16 protein-coding genes, 1 pseudogene and 1 other annotated feature are annotated in these 17,927 nt (G+C 66.4%); of the genes and pseudogenes, 9 read left to right on the top strand and 8 right to left on the bottom strand.

All coding sequences use genetic code 11. From position 1 onward, the window contains the following. Window positions 1-73: 73 nt before the first annotated feature. Window positions 74-754 carry a pentapeptide repeat-containing protein gene (locus tag ABNQ39_RS24550; RefSeq protein WP_376962962.1) on the top strand — a complete coding sequence of 227 codons (681 nt, stop codon included), beginning with the start codon at window positions 74-76 and terminating at the stop codon, window positions 752-754. A 16-nt stretch (window positions 755-770) separates the two neighbouring features. On the opposite strand, the gene ABNQ39_RS24545 is transcribed toward ABNQ39_RS24550, so the two are convergent. Genes ABNQ39_RS24545 through ABNQ39_RS24535 form a run of 3 tightly spaced genes read right to left on the bottom strand, consistent with a single transcriptional unit; the run spans window position 771 to window position 3,308 of the window. Further along, window positions 771-980, bottom strand: a complete 210-nt coding sequence (locus tag ABNQ39_RS24545; protein WP_376962959.1) for a hypothetical protein — start codon at window positions 978-980, stop codon at window positions 771-773. Window positions 981-983: 3 nt separating this feature from the next. After that, window positions 984-2,906 carry a ferrous iron transporter B gene (gene feoB, locus ABNQ39_RS24540; protein WP_376962956.1) on the bottom strand — a complete coding sequence of 641 codons (1,923 nt, stop codon included), beginning with the start codon at window positions 2,904-2,906 and terminating at the stop codon, window positions 984-986. A 36-nt stretch (window positions 2,907-2,942) separates the two neighbouring features. Further along, a complete protein-coding gene (locus ABNQ39_RS24535) occupies window positions 2,943-3,308 on the bottom strand; it encodes a FeoA family protein (protein ID WP_376962953.1) in 366 nt (121 codons plus the stop codon). A gap of 732 nt (window positions 3,309-4,040) precedes the next feature. Between ABNQ39_RS24535 and ABNQ39_RS24530 the strand changes: the two genes are divergently transcribed. The 5 genes from ABNQ39_RS24530 (at window position 4,041) to ABNQ39_RS24510 (ending at window position 10,528) form a co-directional block, all read left to right on the top strand. Then, window positions 4,041-5,579 carry an MFS transporter gene (locus ABNQ39_RS24530; RefSeq protein WP_376962951.1) on the top strand — a complete coding sequence of 513 codons (1,539 nt, stop codon included), beginning with the start codon at window positions 4,041-4,043 and terminating at the stop codon, window positions 5,577-5,579. A gap of 105 nt (window positions 5,580-5,684) precedes the next feature. After that, window positions 5,685-6,839, top strand: a complete 1,155-nt coding sequence (locus ABNQ39_RS24525) for an alpha/beta fold hydrolase (RefSeq protein ID WP_376962947.1) — start codon at window positions 5,685-5,687, stop codon at window positions 6,837-6,839. A gap of 10 nt (window positions 6,840-6,849) precedes the next feature. After that, window positions 6,850-7,494, top strand: a complete 645-nt coding sequence (locus ABNQ39_RS24520; protein ID WP_376962944.1) for a histidine phosphatase family protein — start codon at window positions 6,850-6,852, stop codon at window positions 7,492-7,494. 85 nt (window positions 7,495-7,579) lie between these two features. Next, window positions 7,580-9,256, top strand: a complete 1,677-nt coding sequence (locus tag ABNQ39_RS24515; protein WP_376962941.1) for a methyl-accepting chemotaxis protein — start codon at window positions 7,580-7,582, stop codon at window positions 9,254-9,256. A 147-nt stretch (window positions 9,257-9,403) separates the two neighbouring features. Continuing rightward, window positions 9,404-10,528: a malate/lactate/ureidoglycolate dehydrogenase gene (locus ABNQ39_RS24510; protein WP_376962939.1), complete on the top strand. Its 1,125-nt coding sequence runs from the start codon at window positions 9,404-9,406 to the stop codon at window positions 10,526-10,528. A 10-nt stretch (window positions 10,529-10,538) separates the two neighbouring features. Here ABNQ39_RS24510 and ABNQ39_RS24505 read toward each other — a convergent pair whose 3' ends face one another. The 3 genes from ABNQ39_RS24505 to ABNQ39_RS24495 form a co-directional block, all read right to left on the bottom strand. Next, on the bottom strand, window positions 10,539-10,970 hold the full coding sequence (locus ABNQ39_RS24505) for a DUF1810 domain-containing protein (protein ID WP_376962936.1): 432 nt from the start codon (window positions 10,968-10,970) through the stop codon (window positions 10,539-10,541). A gap of 126 nt (window positions 10,971-11,096) precedes the next feature. Continuing rightward, window positions 11,097-12,242 (bottom strand): hypothetical protein, encoded by a 1,146-nt coding sequence (locus ABNQ39_RS24500; protein ID WP_376962934.1) that lies wholly within the window; start codon window positions 12,240-12,242, stop codon window positions 11,097-11,099. 14 nt (window positions 12,243-12,256) lie between these two features. After that, a complete protein-coding gene (locus ABNQ39_RS24495) occupies window positions 12,257-13,510 on the bottom strand; it encodes a polysaccharide pyruvyl transferase family protein (RefSeq protein ID WP_376962932.1) in 1,254 nt (417 codons plus the stop codon). Between the two features lie 722 nt (window positions 13,511-14,232). On the opposite strand from ABNQ39_RS24495, the gene rpoH reads away from it, so the two are divergent. Next, window positions 14,233-15,180: an RNA polymerase sigma factor RpoH gene (gene rpoH / locus ABNQ39_RS24490; protein WP_376962930.1), complete on the top strand. Its 948-nt coding sequence runs from the start codon at window positions 14,233-14,235 to the stop codon at window positions 15,178-15,180. Window positions 15,181-15,231: 51 nt separating this feature from the next. On the opposite strand, the gene ABNQ39_RS24485 is transcribed toward rpoH, so the two are convergent. Beyond that, window positions 15,232-15,462, bottom strand: a complete 231-nt coding sequence (locus tag ABNQ39_RS24485; RefSeq protein WP_376962928.1) for a hypothetical protein — start codon at window positions 15,460-15,462, stop codon at window positions 15,232-15,234. Window positions 15,463-15,519: 57 nt separating this feature from the next. After that, the gene (locus ABNQ39_RS24480) at window positions 15,520-15,687 is read right to left on the bottom strand and encodes a hypothetical protein (RefSeq protein ID WP_376962926.1); all 168 of its coding nucleotides are present in this window, start codon (window positions 15,685-15,687) and stop codon (window positions 15,520-15,522) included. A 125-nt stretch (window positions 15,688-15,812) separates the two neighbouring features. Here ABNQ39_RS24480 and ABNQ39_RS24475 point away from each other — a divergent pair. Together ABNQ39_RS24475 and ABNQ39_RS24470 are read left to right on the top strand one after the other, a co-directional pair. Next, window positions 15,813-17,068, top strand: a pseudogene (locus tag ABNQ39_RS24475) (IS3 family transposase). After that, window positions 16,097-16,213 (top strand) — a sequence feature (AL1L pseudoknot). (Overlaps the previous pseudogene by 117 nt.) Before the next feature lie 464 nt (window positions 17,069-17,532). Beyond that, window positions 17,533-17,922, top strand: a complete 390-nt coding sequence (locus ABNQ39_RS24470) for a hypothetical protein (protein ID WP_376962924.1) — start codon at window positions 17,533-17,535, stop codon at window positions 17,920-17,922. The last annotated feature ends 5 nt before the right edge of the window (window positions 17,923-17,927 follow it).

Below are 17,927 nucleotides of genomic sequence, written 5' to 3'. Positions count from 1 at the left end.
TCGGCTCCGCAAAACCGGAGCATGGAGCGCCGGGGCGGTTGCCGCCCCGGTCCTTTTCATCGGAGGCATCATCATGACGTCGCACAGCAAGGCCGTGCTGCCGAGAAAACTCTGCCGGATCCTGGCTCTGAACGCGCTGGCCGTCTGTCTTGCGGCCCCGGTCCCTGCCGCCTTGGCGGCGGAGATGGAGACGGCGGCGATTCCAGCGGCCGTCGAGGAGGCCGGACAGCCGGTCGGCGGCGGCGAGGAGGAGCGGGCCAGCGTCGTCAATGGATGCACGCTCGGGCCGCGCATCGTCTGCCCCAACCTGGATCTGCGGCATCGCAATCTGCGCGGGCTGTCGCTGGCCGGGGCCGATTTGCATGGGGCCAACCTGATGCGGGCCGATCTGCGCAAGGCGGACCTGCGCGGCGCCGACCTGACCGGCGCCATTCTGGACGGCGCCGACCTGCGCACCGCCTTTCTCCAGGGCGCGCGCCTGTCCGGTGCGCGGTTGCGCGGCGCCAATCTGGAGTTCGCCCGCGCCACCGGCGCCGACTTCACCAATAGCGACCTGACCGCCGCCAATCTGGAGGCGATCCGCGCCGACAAGATCAATCTTGCCGGCGCCAGCCTGGAGGGGGCCAACCTTCAGGAAGCGAAGATGGCCCTGTCCAACCTGTCCGGCGCCAACATGGACGGGGCCAAGCTGCGCTTCGCCATCTTCCAGGACGCGCTGATGACCGACTGCCGGTCCTGCCCGACCGGCTGGTGACGGTGTGGCGGGACCGTCAGCAGCGCTTGCCGCGTTTCGGTCCCGCCGCCTCGCAGCCGCAGCAACCGCCGGAGCAACCGCCCGCCTGCGAGGGAACCGGTCGCCCGGCCAGCCGGCGCAGGCGGTTGCGCAAGGGGGCGGGCAGCAGCATGGTCCAGGCCACCCAGGTGAAGGCGGCAGCGACAATCAGGCCGACAAGGATGGTTTCGGAAAGGCTTCCCATCATGGCTCACCCTCCCAGCAGGGCGCTGGACAGGTGGAAGGTGACGAAGGCGGCGCCATAGGCGAGCGCCGTCATGTAGACGATCATCACCAGCATCCAGAACCAGCTGTTGGTTTCCCGCTTCACCACCGACAGGGTGGAGACGCATTGCGGGGCGAATACGAACCACGCCAGCAGCGACAGCGCCGTCGGCAGGCTCCAGTCCGCCGCCAGCACGCCGGCCAGCGAGCCGGAGAGCGCATCGCCCGTCTCGCTCAGTGCATAGACGGTGCCGAGCGCCGCCACCGCCACCTCGCGCGCCGCCATGCCTGGGACCAGGGCGATGGCGATCTGCCAGGTGAAGCCGATGGGGGCGAGAAGCGGGGCCAGCGCATGGCCGAGCATCCCGGCGAAGCTGTAGTCGATGGCCGGTCCGGTCGCGCCGTCGGGCGCCGCCGGGAAGCTGCCGAGGAACCACAGCAGGATCATGATGGAGAAGATCACCGTGCCGGCGCGGGCCAGGAAGATGCGTGCCCGCTCCAGAAGCCCCAGCAGGATGTCGCGCGGGCTGGGCAGCCGGTAGGATGGCAGCTCCATCAGCAGCGGTTCGCGGGCTCCTTTGAAGATCGTGCGTTTCAGCACGAAGGCGGCCGCCAGCGCCGACAGGATGCCGGCGGCGTAGAGGGTGAACATCACCAGCCCCTGCAAGCCGATCATGCCGCCGGCCACGGTCCGGTCGGGGATGAAGGCGGCGATGATCAGCGTATAGACCGGCAGCCGGGCCGAGCAGGTCATCAGCGGGGCGATCATGATGGTGGCCAGCCGGTCGGCGCGGTTCTCGATGGTGCGGGCCGCCATGATGCCGGGGACGGCGCAGGCGAAGCTGGACAGCAGCGGGATGAAGGCCCGGCCATGCAGCCCGACCCCGCCCATCAGCCGGTCGAGCAGGAAGGCTGCCCGCGCCATGTAGCCGGTGGATTCCAGCATCAGGATGAAGAAGAACAGCACCAGGATCTGCGGCAGGAAGATCACCACGCTGCCCACACCGGCGATGATGCCGTCGGTCAGCAGGCTTTTCAGCAGGCCGTCGGGCAGGGCCGCTCCGGCGCCGGCCTGAATCCAGCCCAGCCCCTTGTCGATCATGTCCATCGGCACGGCCGCCCAGGCGAACACCGCCTGGAACATCAGGAACAGCACCAGGAACAGGAAGGGCAGGCCGATTGCCGGATGCAGCAGGGCAGCGTCGATGCGACGGGTGGCAAGCGACGGCCTGCCGGCATCGCGCAATGCGGCGGCCAGGATGGTTTCGACCTCCTGATGATAGGCGCGCAGGTCGAAGGCGGAGGGTTCGCTCCAGCCGCAGGAGGAGGTGCCGGGGGAGTGAGTCAGCGTGGCGGTCATCGCGATCATGCTGCGGTCGATCTGGTCGATCAGACCGGCCACGCCGGTGCGCTTGATCGCCACTGTCGGCACCACCGGCACGCCCAGTGCCGCCGACAGGGCCGCCGCATCGACGCGGCAGCCCCGCGCCTCCGCCACGTCCATCATATTGAGGGCGAGGATGATCGGCCGGCCGAGCTTCTTCAACTCGAGCACCAGCCGCAGATGCAGGCGCAGGTTGGTGGCGTCTGCGACGCAGACCATCACGTCCGGTGGGGCTTCATGCTGGAAGCGGCCCAGCACGACGTCGCGCGTCACCTCCTCGTCGGGGGAGCGGGCGCGCAGGCTGTAGGTTCCGGGCAGGTCGACGAGTTGCACGCGGGTGCCGGCCGGGCTGAGGAACTCGCCGATCTTGCGCTCGACCGTCACGCCGGGATAGTTCGCCACCTTCTGGCGGGCGCCGGTCAGCGCGTTGAACAGGGCGGTCTTGCCGCAATTGGGATTGCCGACCAGGGCGATGCGCGGCGGGGCGCCCATGAGGGCGGGGGTGGATAGAACGGTATCGGACATCGCGGAAACCTTCCCGCAGGAAGAGGAGGTGACGGCTCAGCCGAGCGTCACCAGGACGGCGTACGCCTCCGCCCGGCGCAGGGCCAGGGTGTGGTCGTTGATGCGCACGGCAAGCGGATCGGCGCCGGGGAATCCCTCATGCAGGATTTCCACGCGGGCGCCTTCGATCAGGCCCATCTCGATCATGCGGCGTTCCAGTTCGCCGGGCGGCAGCGGGGTTGCGACGGCGGAGTCGTCCAGACCGGTCACAACCGCGCGCTGGCCCTTGCGCAACGCGCCGAGACGGCAGCAATTGCTGCCGTCGGGGGGATCGGAGCTGGTGCCGGGTGCCGGACCGGGAGTCTGACGGGTGGCGGCGGAAGGAGAGGCGGCGTGGGCGGGACCGGGTAGCGGCGGACTCATGGTGAGACACCTGTGGGCTGCACGCCGGAAAGGACGTGCGCATCGGCGGCAAGAACCGCAGACCCGACAATGGTGCGAATCATTTGCATTTGCGATGTGGCGAAGCGCCGCGGAGCGGTCCCGTCCTTCCGGCACGGGATCGAAAGGACTGAGACGCGCCTGCCATGGACGGCAATTTTTTTCGATTTTCTCGAAAAAAGCGAAGGAGCGAGGTGCATCTTTGCGATCTCACTCTCATTTTGTGTGAAAGTCAGGAAGCGATTCCAATTCGAAATAGCAAAGCTCAACCTTTGCTGCGCTGCAACCAACGTGTGTATTCCATTCTTCGGCGTCGCGGATTGCTCTGTATCGGCTGTCGGTGCCGCCAAAGAACATTGAAATTCATTTAAAAATCATATCAGGAATATGTATTAAGAGAAATGCCGCCGCATTTGTCTGAATATTCCCAGTATCCGTGTTGCCAACAAATAGCATACCCAGGTATGGCGTTCAGAATCCAGAACTTTAATTTCCGAAGCAATTTCGATTTACCAATTCTTTGGAGTTAGGATTTAGCCTCCGAAACACTTCTGCGCAGCGGCTGTGTGTCTGGAGCTAACAATGCAATCGAAATCAGTCACACGTCCGCACGTGATTCTGCCTGTTCTGGCGATGATTGGGATAACACTGTTTTCTTGTCTGATTTATGCAAAATTTTATGGAAATGCCGCTTCGGATTCCGACTTTTCTGCTATGCGGATTTCGCTCGATTCCGCACGCAACCATATGGCGATCCTGGCGGCCGTAATTCCGGCGGTCCTGTGGTCAGCCGGCCTGCTGCCGTCTTTTCGACGCTTGGCCGGCGCCACGCCGTTGCGGGGGGTGGCGGTGGTGGCAGCGGCCATGCTTGCCTTCTGTGCCATGACTTTGCCGCGGCTTGCGGGTCTGCTGCCGGCCGAGGCGGTGCGTGGCTTCTTCTATGACGCTGCCGTGCTGCTGGTCGTCTGCCTTCTTCTGCTGTTCGAAGGACTGCTCCTGCTCGCCACCCGCCCGGGCCGCGGGGATGCGGAACCGGCATCGGCGGCGGTGGGCCGCATGCGTGCCGCCCTGTTCCTGTTCATGCTGGCGGAGGAACTGTCGCGGTCCTTCCTGCCGCTCTATGCCCGTGAACTCTACAGCCCGGTTCCCGGCCTGTCCGAGACCGTGATGATGGGGTTGCCAATCGGGCTGTTCATGGCTTTGGTCGCCGTCTTCACGCCCTTCGCCGGCCATTGGGCTGACCGGTTCGGCAGCCGCCGCACGCTGCTGCTCGGCACCCTGCCAGCAGTGGCGGGATTCATCGGAACGGCGACGGCCGCATCGATGGCGGAACTGCTGCTGTGGCGCGGGGCCTGCGCGCTCGGCTATGCGGTGATGTTCATCGGCGCGCAGGGCTTCGTCGCCCGCCACACCCCGGCGGATCGGCGCGCGCGCGGCATGGCGCAATTTGTCGCCGCGGTGATCGTCGCCGGCCTGTGCGGCGCGCCGCTGGGCGGCATCCTCGCCGATCAGTTCGGTTACCGCGCCACCTTCGCGGTTTCGGCGCTGCTGGCGCTGGCCGCCGCGGCGGCGGTGACGCTTCTTCCGGCCGACCGGACGGAGCGGGTGCAACGACGTCCCTTCCGCCTGGGCGACGCGACCGCACTGCTTGCCAACCCGCGATTCCTGGCGTTGCTGCTGTTCTCGTCGGTGCCGACCAAGCTGATGCTGACCGGATACCTCTTCTATCTCGTCCCGGTGTCGCTACATGCGGCGGGTGAGACGCCGGCCGGGATCGGCCGTCTGATGATGACCTATGGGCTGATCATCGTCCTGCTTGGCCCATGGGTGTCGAAGGTCGCCGACCGCACCGGCCGTCACGCCCTGTTCGCCGGGCTGGGCGGGCTGATCGGCGGGGCCGGCACGCTCGCGATCCTTCAGGAACAGGGCGTCGCCGGGATCCTGATCGGCATCGCCGCTCTCGGCGTCGCCCATGCCCTCAACAACGCCACCCAACTGGCGCTGGTCCCGGAGGTTTGCCGCGCGGACTGTGCCCGCATGGGCGAGTCCAGCGTCTTCGCGGTCTACCGCCTGCTGGAACGCGGCGGTTCGGTGATCGGTCCGTTGCTGGCCGCGGCGCTTGCCGACCGTTTCGGGATGCAGGCTGCGCTGGTGGCTCTCGGTGCGCTCGGCATGCTGTGCGGCACGGCCTTCTGCGTCGTCTTCCTGCTGGTTCCGTCCGCCTCGCCGGCAGCGGGAGAGGCCGTCCGATGAACTCCTTCGCCCGCCAGACCCGTACGGCATCCGTCGATGCCGCAAACCCCGACAGCCTTATGTCCATCGCCCCCACACCCATCGATCACGGAGGCTTCGACGCCCATGCCTGACCAGATGCTCGTGGAGCCTGTTCTGACGATGCCCTGCCCCTCCTTTGCCGGGGAAACCCTTCCTGCCCATGGCCGCCACGACGGCGCGATGGAGACCCTGCGCGTCACCCTGGAGGCGCTCGGGATCGGAACCGTCGAGGAGATGACCTGGAAGAACTATGAAACCATCATGCGGGTGGTCGAGCCGCTGATCGGTGCCGGCCATCGCCTGCGTCATTTCGACTATACCCACAGCGCGGCGCTGCAGCTCGGCACGGTGGAGCGGCTGCGCACCGACTACACCATCCGCCTCGCCTACACGGAATGGGGCAGCCCGCAGAATCCGGCGCTGATATGCCTGGGGGGCATCGCCAATTCGGCCCGGCGCTTCGACTATGTCGCCCGCGCCCTGTCGCACCGCTACCATGTGCTGTGCCTCGATTGGGCCGGGCGCGGCCGCAGCGGCTGGCTGGCCGACCAGTCGGACTACAGCTTCGACGGAACCGTCGCCCAGGTGCTGGCCCTGATCCGCCACAAGCAGTTGGGCCTAGTTACCCTGCTGGGCTCCTCGCTCGGCGGCAGCGTGGCGATGCGGGTGGCGGCGGAGGCTCCGGAGCTGGTGGAGCGCCTCATCCTGAACGACATCGGCCCCTTCATCCCGACCGAACGGCGGCGCCGCCGTGCCGAGTCCGTCGCCCGCCACTATGTCTTCCGCCATCCGGCCCAGCTGTTCCACCGCACCGGAGCGGCCCAGAAGAACGACGGACCGGTGGACGACACCGTTCTCCTGCACAACAGTTTCCACCAGACCCGCTGGTCGGAGGAGAATGGCGGCCGGGTCTACCGCCACGACATCCGGGCGCTGCAATGCTACCGCGACGGCGCCATCCAGGACCACGACCAGTGGGACGACTGGCAGCGCATCGACTGCCCGGTGCTGCTGGTGCACGGCATGATGAGCGACGCCTTGCAGGAGGCGACCATCGCCCGGATGATGGGCAAGCCGGAGTTGAGCGTCCTGCATGTGCCGGATGTCGGCCATACCCCGACGTTGAGCGATCCTCTGCACATCGACGCCCTGGCCCGCTGGATGTCGGCCCCCCATACCCTGCCGGCGGAAAGCACCATCGGCTGGACCGCGGGCGCTGCCCGCATCCTGTTCCGGTGAGGGGCCGGCGATGACGGACGGCTTCCACTTCGTGCGCCACGGCGAGACGGACGACAACCTCCGGGGCGTGCGCTGCGGCGGTGACCGGGACATTCCCTTGACCGAACGCGGGGTCGAGCAGGCCCGGCAAGCGGCGGAGCGGCTCCGCCGGTCCGGCCGGATCTGCGGTCTGGTGATCGCCGGTCCGCTGGACCGCACCGCCGTGACCGGCGCCGTGTTCGCCGAGACGCTGGGCGTTCCGCTTCTCCGGCGGGACTGGTTGCGCGAGCGCAGCCTGGGGGACTGGAACGGTCTGCCGATCGAGCTGACCCGCCCCTGGTTCGCCGCCGGAGAGACGCCGCCGGGAGGGGAGAGCGAAGGCGCTTTCGCCGCCCGTGTCCTGGATGGGGTCGACGAACTGGCGAACGGACCGGCCGGACTGCTGGAGCACCGGCCGTTGCTGGTCGGCAGCAAGGGCGTGGCCCGCATTCTGCTGCACCGGCTCGCCGGGCGGCCGGGTGTGGAGCTGGGAAATTGCGAGGTCGTGGCCTTTACCCGCCTGTCCGCCCCGCCGGGCGGGCCGGGATGGTGGCGGTGCGACCCGCTGGCAGTTCCATTGGCAACTCCACTGGAAGCCCCGCTGGAGGCGAAAGCCGGGGCCTGTTGCCCGGCCTGACCGTGGAGCCGGTCTGTCGAACAATCGAAAATCGATGCGTGGATGCCGCGCGATGCCGCGTGGATCAGGAGTAAGGAGAAGGGCGATGAAGCTCAAGATTGGTACGCGGCTCATGCTGCTGGTGTTCGGCGTGGCGCTGCTCAGCACGCTCGCCGGGGCCACCGTCCACCTGACGGGAACGCGCACGAACCTGATCGAGCAGCGCAAGGCCAAGGTCAAGGAGATGGTCGATGCGGCCGCGTCCGTCATCGCGCTCTATGGCGAGCAGGAGAAGTCCGGCAAGCTGCCGCGCGCGGAGGCGCAGGAGCGTGCCCGCGATGCCGTGCGCGCCATGCGCTATGGCAACGGCGAGTATTTCTTCGTCTACGACTATGCCGGTGTCAGCCTGGTCCATGGCCTGCGCCCGCAGGTCGAGGGCAAGAACCTGCTGAACCTGAAGGACCCCGACGGCGTCCCCTTCAACGTGCAGATGACCGAGGCGGCCAAGGCCGGCGGCGGCTTCGTCGCCTTCCGCCACAAGCGCAGCGACGACGCCGATCCGACCCCGAAGATCGCCTATGCCGCCGGCTACCAGCCCTGGCAGTGGATGGTCGGCACCGGCGTCTACACCGACGACGTCGATGCGGAATTCCGCGCCCGCATCTGGCGCGAGCTTGAGGTCTCGCTGCTGCTGCTGGCGATCAGCGTCGGCATCGGCATCTGGGTGTCGCGTGGGATGTCGCGTCCGTTGCTGGCGATCCGCGACGTGCTGGGCCGCATCGGCGGCGGCGACCTGACGGCTGCCGTGCCCCATGCCGACCGGCCCGACGAGATCGGCGACATGGCCCGCGCCGTCGCCGGCCTTGCCACCACATTGCAGGGTGCCCGCGACGAGAGCCAGCGCGCCGACTTGGAGCGTGCCGCTCGCGACCTTCAGCGCGAGCGCCTGTCCGTCCGTGCCGCCGAGTTCGCCCGCGCGATGGACGAGGTCGTGGCGACGCTCAGCACCACCACCGTCGCCCTGCACGAGCGCACCGCCGCCCTGACCAACGACGCCGCCAGCACGACCGACGAGGCGCATGCCGCCGCCGGAGCCGCGCAGGGTGCCTCCGACAGCGTCGAATCCGCCGCCCAGGCCAGCGAGGAACTGCGTGGCTCCATCGCCGCGATCAGCCGTCAGGTGGAAAGCGCCGCCCAGACCGCGTCCCGCGCGGTGACGGAGACCTCCAACACCACCGGGATCGTCACCGGCCTCGCGTCGGCCGCCGAGCAGATCGGCGCGGTGGTGGAACTGATCAACTCGATCGCCGGCCAGACCAACCTGCTGGCGCTCAACGCCACCATCGAGGCGGCCCGCGCCGGCGAGGCCGGCAAGGGCTTCGCCGTGGTGGCGAGCGAGGTGAAGAGCCTCGCCACCCAGACGGCGAAGGCCACCGAGGACATCCAGTCGCAGGTCGGCGCGATCCGGGCGGCGACCGCGAACGCTATCGGCGCCATCGAAAGCATCGCCAGCCTGATCACCAACCTCAGTGCGCTGAACGGCGAGGTGGCGTCGGCCGTGCAGCAGCAGGAGGCGGCGACCCACCAGATCTTCGCTAACGCCCGCGCCGCCGCCGACAATTCCCGCCGTGTCACCAGCAGCGTCGGTTCGCTGTCGTCCACCATGACCACCACCAGCGAGCGGATGCGCCTCGTCTCCACCAGCGTGGAGAGCGTTTCGGAGCAGTCCGAGCGGCTGAAGGACGAAGTCCGGCGCTTCGTGGCGGAGGTCAACGCCGCCTGACCGGATGGTCTGATCGGCTGAAGCGGGGCGGATTTCCGGCGGTCCAAGCTGCCGGGATCCGCCCCTTGCTTTTTCGGCCGCAACTTGGCGCTTGCCCCGCCGCGGGGCCGGCAACCAAATAGGGGCCATCGAACCGGAAGGCAGACGATGACGGAAACACACACGGATCCCTTCGCCGCGGCGGCGTCCTTCACTGCCGACGTCTATGGCACCGGATTGCGGCCGGTCCAGGCGGAGCGGCTGGCGGAGGCGGCGCGGCGTCTGCTGCAAGCGGCGGGAAGCGAGGAAGCGGAAGCGGCGGTCGTCGCCGACCACCTGGTCGAGGCCAATCTGCGCGGGCACGACAGCCACGGTGTCGGTATGCTGGCGATGTACATGCCGGCGATTGCCGCCGGGCTGCTGCGTCCCAACCGGCATGCCACCGTGATCGGCCGGTCCGGCCCCTTCCTGGCGGTCGGCGGTGACAGCGGCTATGGGCAGGTGATCGCGCGCGAGGCAACGGAGCTTGCCATCGAACAGGCGCGGCAGGACGGGTTGGCCGTGCTGTCCCTGCGCGACAGCCACCATATCGGCCGCGTCGGTTCCTATGGCGAGCAGTGCAGCGGTGCCGGGATGGTCATGCTCGCCTTCGTCAACGTCGTCACCCGCCCGGCGGTGGCGCCGCATGACGGCACCCGGCCGCGGCTGGGCACCAACCCGATCTGCATCGCGGTTCCGGCCACGCAGGCGACGCCGGCCTTGATCCTGGATTTCGCCACCAGCGCCGTCGCCGTCGGCAAATGCCGCGTCGCCATGGGCAAGGGGCAGGAGATGGCGCCGGGCCTGCTGCTCGACCCGCAGGGCGACCCCACGCGCGATCCCGGCGTGATGTTCCAGGACCCGTCGGGCGCCCTGCTGCCGCTGGGTGGGCACAAGGGATTTGGGCTGGCGCTGATGTGCGATGTGCTGGCGGGGGCGCTGGCCTCGGCGATGCCGGGGACGCCGTCCCACCAGGATTCCGGCCGGGTGATGAACAACATGTTCGCCATCGTCTTCGACCCGGCGCGCGGCGGCAACGCGCAATGGGCCGCCGATCTCGACGATCTGGTGGCCTATGTCCGCGACACGCCCACGGTGCCCGGGGCCGACGCCATCCAGATGCCGGGCGAGCCGGAAACCCGCACCCGCCGGCAGCGTCTGGCCGACGGCATCCCGCTGGACGGCGCCACGCTGGCGATGCTGGACAGTCTGGGGCGGGAGCGCGGGCTGGCGCTTGGTGACTTGCTGGCCTGACGGCCGGCTGTCAGGCTAGCAGCGTCAAGGTCGCGTCGTCCGGCTGGCCGTCGCAGAACCGGTCGAGTGCCTTGCGGTAGAGGTCTCCCCCCTCTGCCGCCGCCTGGGCGAACAGGGTCATGGAAGAGCGGAACTTCAGGTCGTCGGGTGACCCGAATATCTCATGAAGCGTCCGCCCCTGCACGGCCAGCACGGTTTCGGTTGCCTGTGCCAGCCGGCGGCCCAGCACGGGGTGCGCCAGATAGGCCCGCGCCTCGTCCAGGCCGGCGATGCCGTAGAATTGGGCGGTGGGCGAGCGGCCGAGGTCGCGCAGCTGTGGGAAGATGAACCACATCCAATGGCTGCGCTTACGGCCGTCGCTCAGTTCCGCCAGCACGGTCGCGTAGACCGGGTCCTGAGCCTTGACGAAGCGCTGGAGATCGAAAGGATCGCTGTCCGGCATGGCGCCGCTCCTCGTTCCTGGGGTCATGCCGAGACATCGGTCGCAGACCGGCGCTTCGCAACGGTTGTTTGTCAGGGTATCGGGGTCGGCCGCTCTGAGCGCGGCACCCTGGCCGTTGCCGGGCGATCAGCCTCCGTCGATCTCCACCCGCATGCGGACAAGGTCGCGGTTCCAGGTGATCTTGCATTTGTCGAGGTTCAGCCGCGTCATGTAGACGTAGGCGGTCTTGCCGACATCCTCGAAATTGCGGCTCTGGCTGTTCGGGTCGAGCAGGGCAGGATAGTCGAAGGCCGCCGCATCGCCGCAGCCGTAGCGGAACAGTAGGGGCGTGGCCCACAGAAGCTCCGGTTTCGACCAGCCGACCAGATCGGGGGAGGTGGTCGTCCAGATGCCGGTGCGGTCGTCGCGGGTCATCGCCACGGTGGCGATGAACAGACCGCTGACGCGGTGGCGGATGATGCTGCGCACGGTGCCCTGCAACACATTGGGAGCGACCGGAGCGCAGACATGGTTCTCCGGCGCGTCGGCGCTCTGGCCGTCACGCACGAAGCGGACGGAATAGGAGTGGCCGTCCCAGCCGCGCCAGCTCTGCGGATCGGCGAGGTTGTCGGTGCGCATCAGGCAGGCGCCGCGCTGTTGCGCGCCGAACCGCTCGGCCCACAGGAAAGCGTACCAGTGGTCGCCGTTGCGGACGATGTTGCTGGGCGCGAAATAGCCTGTGCGCTGGCCGACGTCGCCGCTGTAGGGATAGGGCAGCGTCGCGACTGTGTGGTTGGGCGGGGCGGCGCTCAGCCGGAAGCTGGCCCCGCCGTCGCTGGAAACCGCCGCGGTGATGCTGTTGCGCCAACAGCGCATGTACTCGCCGGACGGGCAGAGCGCCCGCCGCTTCTGGGCATGGAACTCGTTGCTGACCAGGGCGAAGACCGTGCTGCCGTCCGGCGTATAGAAGGACGAGATCCAGCTGCGGTCGTCATGCAGGCGCGGATCGTCCTGCCCGTGGCCCTGGAAGATCACCGCGCAGTTGGGCCGCATGGCATCCAGCGACGGGCCGGTCAGCGCCCGTGCGGTGGAATGGGAAGCGATCAGGTGCACCGTGCCGCCGGCATCCCGGAAGGCGCGCGCCGGGGTGTCCGGCGCGTCGCTTTCGGCACAGGCATCGCGTTGCCAGGAGGTGACCGTTTCCGGTTCCCCCGTCTTCCTGATGGTCAGTGCGTGGGCCTGTGCGGCGACCATGCCCAGCGTGAGCGCCAGCGCTGCGGTCCGGTGGAGCATGGCGACCTTCACCGTCACTTGCCGTTGGCGATGGACTTCAGGAACGGTGCCGGCTGAAGCCGGTTGGCAACCAGGAAGTCCAGGTAGCGGGCAGCCGACTCGGCGCGGTGGCGGTCGTAGGCGTCCGGGTCGAAATTGATCAGCGATTTCAGTCGGCTGCGGGTCAGCGGCATCGTCAGGTCGGCGGCGTCGGCATAGGGCACGCCGGTGTTCTCGCAAAGCTCGCGCGTGCGGGAATCGATGGTGACCGTCAGGCCCATCCGTTCCGCCTGGATCGCCAGGGCGACGCCGTGATAGCGGCAGCCGATGGTCAGATCCTGCTGGCGCAGAGTGTCCATCCAGGCCGGCACGTCATAGTAGGAGTGCATGTAGTTCCGGCACCAGGCCTTGAACTCCTCGAAGGAGTAATGCGGCACGGTGTGACGGTGGATTTCCTTCAGCGCATGCGGGTCGATGCTGTCGAACAGCCCGCGCGAGGCCCGGATCATCTCGCCCATCGACTGGACGATGTACTGGCCGGGGGCGATGGGGTCCATCATCAGGGCGATCAGCTGGTGCTCGATTTCCCGCGTCTTCACCCAGGCCTGATGGCCGCCGGCCACGGTGATCGAGCGCGGCAGGTCGAGCGCCGACCAGTTCGCATGGATCTTCCGGCCCAGGCCCGGCGCCTGGTTGAGGAAATGCGAGGGACAGCCGCCGGGCAGCGAGCCGGCGATGCCCAGCTTGTCCAACTGCGCCGTGGTGTAGGCGCCCCGGGTGTAGATGTTGGGCGAAGTCGCGGAGGACGGGTTGGAGGCCGCGATCACCTGCGCCCAGCGCAGCGTGCCGGGGCTGAGTTCGATGTCGTGCTCATAGCTGTTCGCCTGGGCACCGAGACCGATGGCGACGACGGGAAGCCCTGATTTCTCCAGATTCTCCGCCATCTGGCCGTAGTCGGTGTGGCGGCCCAGCTGGTTGGCGCAGGGGATGACGATGATGTCGGCGTTGTTCCGCAGCGTCTCCGCCGACGAACCCCAGCTGAAATGCTTCACCGGGTTGGTGATGTGGCTGCAGATCGAATGCACGAAGGCGAGGTTGCCGTTGTTGTGCCCGATCCCGTTGTACAGGTCGTCGAAGGGAGCGTTCGAATAGAGGCCGAGATTCGGCGTCTTCCACAGCACCGCGACACGCAGAGGCTGGGACGGCGCATGGCCGGAAATCCGTTCAGACGTCTGGCCGGACGTATGCGGCCGGTCGACAGGGGTGTCGATCACGATGTCTTCAAGCATGTCGGCTCTAGCCTCGGGTCGGTGGATGCTGGAAACAGGCCGACGGTAAGCGCAGAAGAGGTAAGACTGCAAGTGACAACCTAAAAATAACACGGCATGATCATTGGAAGACAGTGTTTAGACTTTCTAATAAAATCTCATCTTGGGGTTTGTTTTGCATAATTTGACCGATGATCGATTGATCATCTTATGAAGGTCCATCGAAATTCGAAAGATCATCGATTTTGCGGTAGGGGGGTTGAAAGCGGCGGTGGCTTGTCCCATTTCCGAGAACGTTCCGCCAAGACAGACGCGGAAACCAAGCTTCAGTTGGGGTGCCAGGAAATTCGCCTGGGCGCCCCTTTTATGCGTTGTGAAAATCACTATATAGAGTCTGTTGCGCCGCTGATGGCGCCGGCTCCGACAGAATGGCTTTTGCCCCGATGATCTTTAAACTTCCCCCGGTTCGGTCGCGCTGATCGCGTGGCCCTGCCGCTCCTCTCCGGCTCTCGTGGCGTGCCGGCTGCTGCGACTTCCTTCCCCGGTCGCGGCGCTGCCCGCGGGGCTGGAGAGGACCCCTTCTCTGACTATTCCAGCACCGAGACCCGGTGCACGCCGTCCGGCAGCGTCGAATGCCGGTAACGCAACGAACCAAAAATCGACCTTTCAACAGGACCGACCCGAACAACGCCGGGGCTTTGCCCGTGGCGCCGCTCCCGTCGGATGGGAGAAAAAGAGACACCATGCAGCGAAACGCTGAAACCCGCACGATCCAAACCACCCCCACCGCCCAAACCCGTCCTGCCGAACCCCGCTCCGCCGAGCCGATGCAGCTCTATTTGCAGGATGCCCGCAAATATCAGTATCTGACGCCTGAACAGGAACATGATTTGGCGGTCCGCTGGCACGACCACCAGGAACCGGCGGCCCTCGACAAGCTGGTCGGCAGCCATCTGCGGCTCGTCGTCAAGATGGCGCGCGGCTATCTCGGCTATGGCCTGCCGCTGGCCGATCTGGTGGCGGAGGGCAATGTCGGCGTCATGCAGGCGGCGCAGAAGTTCGATCCCGGCAAGGGGTTCCGCTTCGCCACCTATGCCTCGTGGTGGGTGCGTGCCGCTATCCAGGAATATGTCCTGCACAACTGGTCGCTGGTGAAGATCGGCACCACCGCCGGGCAGAAGAAGCTGTTCTTCAGCCTGCGCCGTCTGAAGGCACGGATGCAGGAGCTGGAGAGTGGCGACCTGTCGCCGGAAGCGGTGGAGAGCATCGCCACCGAACTGAACGTGTCGAAGGCTGAGGTGGTGGAGATGAACCGCCGCCTGGGCAACGACCGCTCGCTGAATGTCGGTTTGTCGGAGGATGGCGATGCCGAGTGGCAGGACCTGCTGGCCGACGACCGTCCGGACCAGGAGACGACGCTTGCCGATTCCGAGGAGCGCCGCCGGCGCCAGCAGTTCCTGAAGCTCGGGCTGGGCGTGCTGGATGACCGCGAGCGCAAGATCCTGATCGCCCGCCGCCTGCGCGACGAGCCACTGACGCTGGAGGAACTGAGCCAGACCTTCCACGTCTCGCGCGAGCGCGTGCGCCAGCTGGAGGTGCGTGCCTTCGAGAAGCTCCAGAAGGCGGTGATCGCCACCGCCAGGACGGAGAAGGTGACGATGGAAAAGAACCGCCTTCTGATCGATGCCTGAGCGGGGTGGGGACTCCCCGCTTTGGCCAGTCGGCGGCTTCCATCGGCGGCTTTACGTGTCCAGGCAACCGCCCTTCGGCGCGACGGTGATGCGGATCAGTTCCGACCCGCCGCCGCCGAAGACATTGCCGCCGGTGTAGGTCAGGCAGCCTTCATTGCGGTAGATCACCTGAAGCCGCTGGGCGTCGTTGCCGAAATAGAACGGAATCCAGCGCTTGCCAGTCTCGTGCCGGATCATGTTGTCCGGTGCGCCGATCAGGGTGGAGACCTCCTCCATCGTCATGCCGATCTGCAATTTTGCGAAACGGCTGCCGGGGGCGGGGGTGCCGATAACCTCGCCCTAATAGCGGCCGTCGCGTGACTTCACCATTCGTCCTCCCGGCGTCGACGGTGCGGCCGAAGCGGTGGCGCCTGTCCCGTCGCCGGTCGCCGCACCCTGCTGCTGCCCGGCACAGCCGACCAGCAAAGCCGCCACCGACAATGGCGCCCAAGTCGTTTTACCCAGCATGTCTTTCCTCACCGAATCTGTTCTGGTTGTTGCCCTGTAGGGCCAATTATGAGTGCGATAACCCCATGAAGTGAACCGCGCCGGGTTTCCCGGAAGCCCCCATCCTCCGAGAGAGTGGGGTCAACATGACGAAACCTGCATCACCCAGATACGCGCCTGAAGTCCGCGAACGCGCGGTTCCGATGGTATTCGAACACGAAGGCGAACATTCGTCGCAGTGGGCGGCGATCAGTTCGATCGCGGCGAAGATCGGCTGCACTCCGGAAACGCTGCGGGGTTTGGTCCGGCAGGCCGAGCGTGACCAGGGCAAGCGGCCGGGGCCGACAACGGACGAGCAGGAGCGGATCAAGGCGCTGGAGTGTGAGAGCCGGAAACTGCGCCAGGCGAACGAGATCCTACGCAAGGCGTCAGCGTATTTCGCCCAGGCGGAGCTCGACCGCCCGTTCCGGAAATGATCGCCTTCATCGACGCGCACCGCGCCGCCCACGGGGTCGAGCCGATCTGCAGGGTTCTGCCGATTGCCCCGTCGACCTACCACGCCCACGCCGCTCGAACGGCTGATCCGGCCAAGGCGCCGGCCCGCTCGCGAAGCGACGCGGAGCTGAGTTTGGCTATCCGACGGGTCTGGAATGAAAACTTCCAGGTCTATGGGGTGAGGAAAGTGTGGCGGCAGTTGGGGCGGGAAGGCCTCGACGTGGCCCGCTGCACGGTGGCCCGGCTGATGTGCCAGATGGGCCTGAAGGGAGCGATGCGCGGCAAGGCGGTGCGCACCACAAGCAGTGACAAGGCGGCGCCCTGTCCGCAGAACCGGGTGAACCGCAAATTCCAGGCGCCCCGCCCGAATGCCTTGTGGGTGGCGGATTTCACGTATGTGGCCACGTGGCAGAGCTTCGTCTACGTGGCCTTCGTCATCGATACCCCTTTGCCCGTCGCATCGTCGGCTGGCGGGTGTCGCGCACAGCACACGCCAGCTTCGTCCTCGACGCCCTGGAACAGGCGCTCCACGACCGTCGGCCCGCCAAGGCCAGCAGCCTCATCCACCACTCCGAGCCCGAAGGGCCAGCGCAGCTACCGTGGGTCGCAATACCTTGCCATTCTCTACACCGATCGCCTCACCGGGGCCGGCGTCGAGCCCTCCGTGGGCAGCGTCGGCGACAGCTACGACAACGCTTTGGCCGAGACCGTCAACGGCCTCTACAAGACCGAGGTAATCCGCCGCCGGGGACCATGGCGCACCCTGGAGGCCGTCGAGTTCGCCACTCTCGAATGGGGCGACTGGTTCAACCACCGGCGCTTGCTCGAACCCATCGGCAACATTCCTTCTGCCGAAGCCGAAGCGCGCTACTATGCTAAAGTCGAGGACGTCGCCAGGGCAGCGTGACTCAACACAAATGGCCTCCGGGAAACCCGGCGCGGTTCAGTCGCAGCCACAGGATGTCGCTGTTCAGGTTACGGACGGTGCGAGCCTTGCTCAGACGGCCGCGTCCAGCGAACGGGAGAAAGCTGTTAAAAATATAGAATTAAAAAATCTAGGAATTATCTTGCAAAAATCAAAGGTGATGAGAGAATGAATCCGTTATTGTTCCGCAGAAAACAAATAGTTGGAAACTAAATTTTCAATCCAAAACTTTTGAAAAGATTCCATAGCATTCCGTTAATCTATTTTATTAGGCTATAAGACCGGATAATGTTGGGTTTTATTGGAGTTGGCGCCGGTTTCGGCGGCTTGGGGCTGGGGTGAAGATGAACAGGCCCGGGACCTGAAAATGGCAGTCAAGCCATTGACTGCAACCACCCAAACGGGAAGTATAGCGTCCTCGCGTGAGATCGACAAAGGACAGGCCTGTGCGCAACATTCTGGCGGTCGCCGCCATTCTCTTTCTCGCCGCCTGCCAGACCCGGCCGATCGCGACGACCCAGGAGCACGCTGTGCCCCCTGGGGCGCAAGCCCTGCCGCTCAACGCCATCGAACTCGCCATCGTCGAGGCCGGCGCCCGGCGCGGCTGGCATTTCCAGCACCTTGCGGATGGACAGGTCCGCGCCACCTACACCAAGTGGCCGTGGGTGGCCGAGGCCGATGTTCTGTTCTCGAACCGGAGCTACCGCATCCAATACGTCAGCGCAAAAAATATGGAGCGCGGCAACGACGGGGTGGAGCGGGCTTACAACCGCTGGGTGGGCAATCTCGAGCGCGACATTGCGGCCAGGCTGGACCAGATCGCCGCTCGCCGCTGACTTCA

Origin of the sequence: Azospirillum sp. A26 (assembly GCF_042604635.1) — a bacterium.
Taxonomy (GTDB): Bacteria; Pseudomonadota; Alphaproteobacteria; order Azospirillales; family Azospirillaceae; genus Azospirillum; species Azospirillum palustre.
This window is presented reverse-complemented; position numbering and strand designations above follow the sequence as displayed.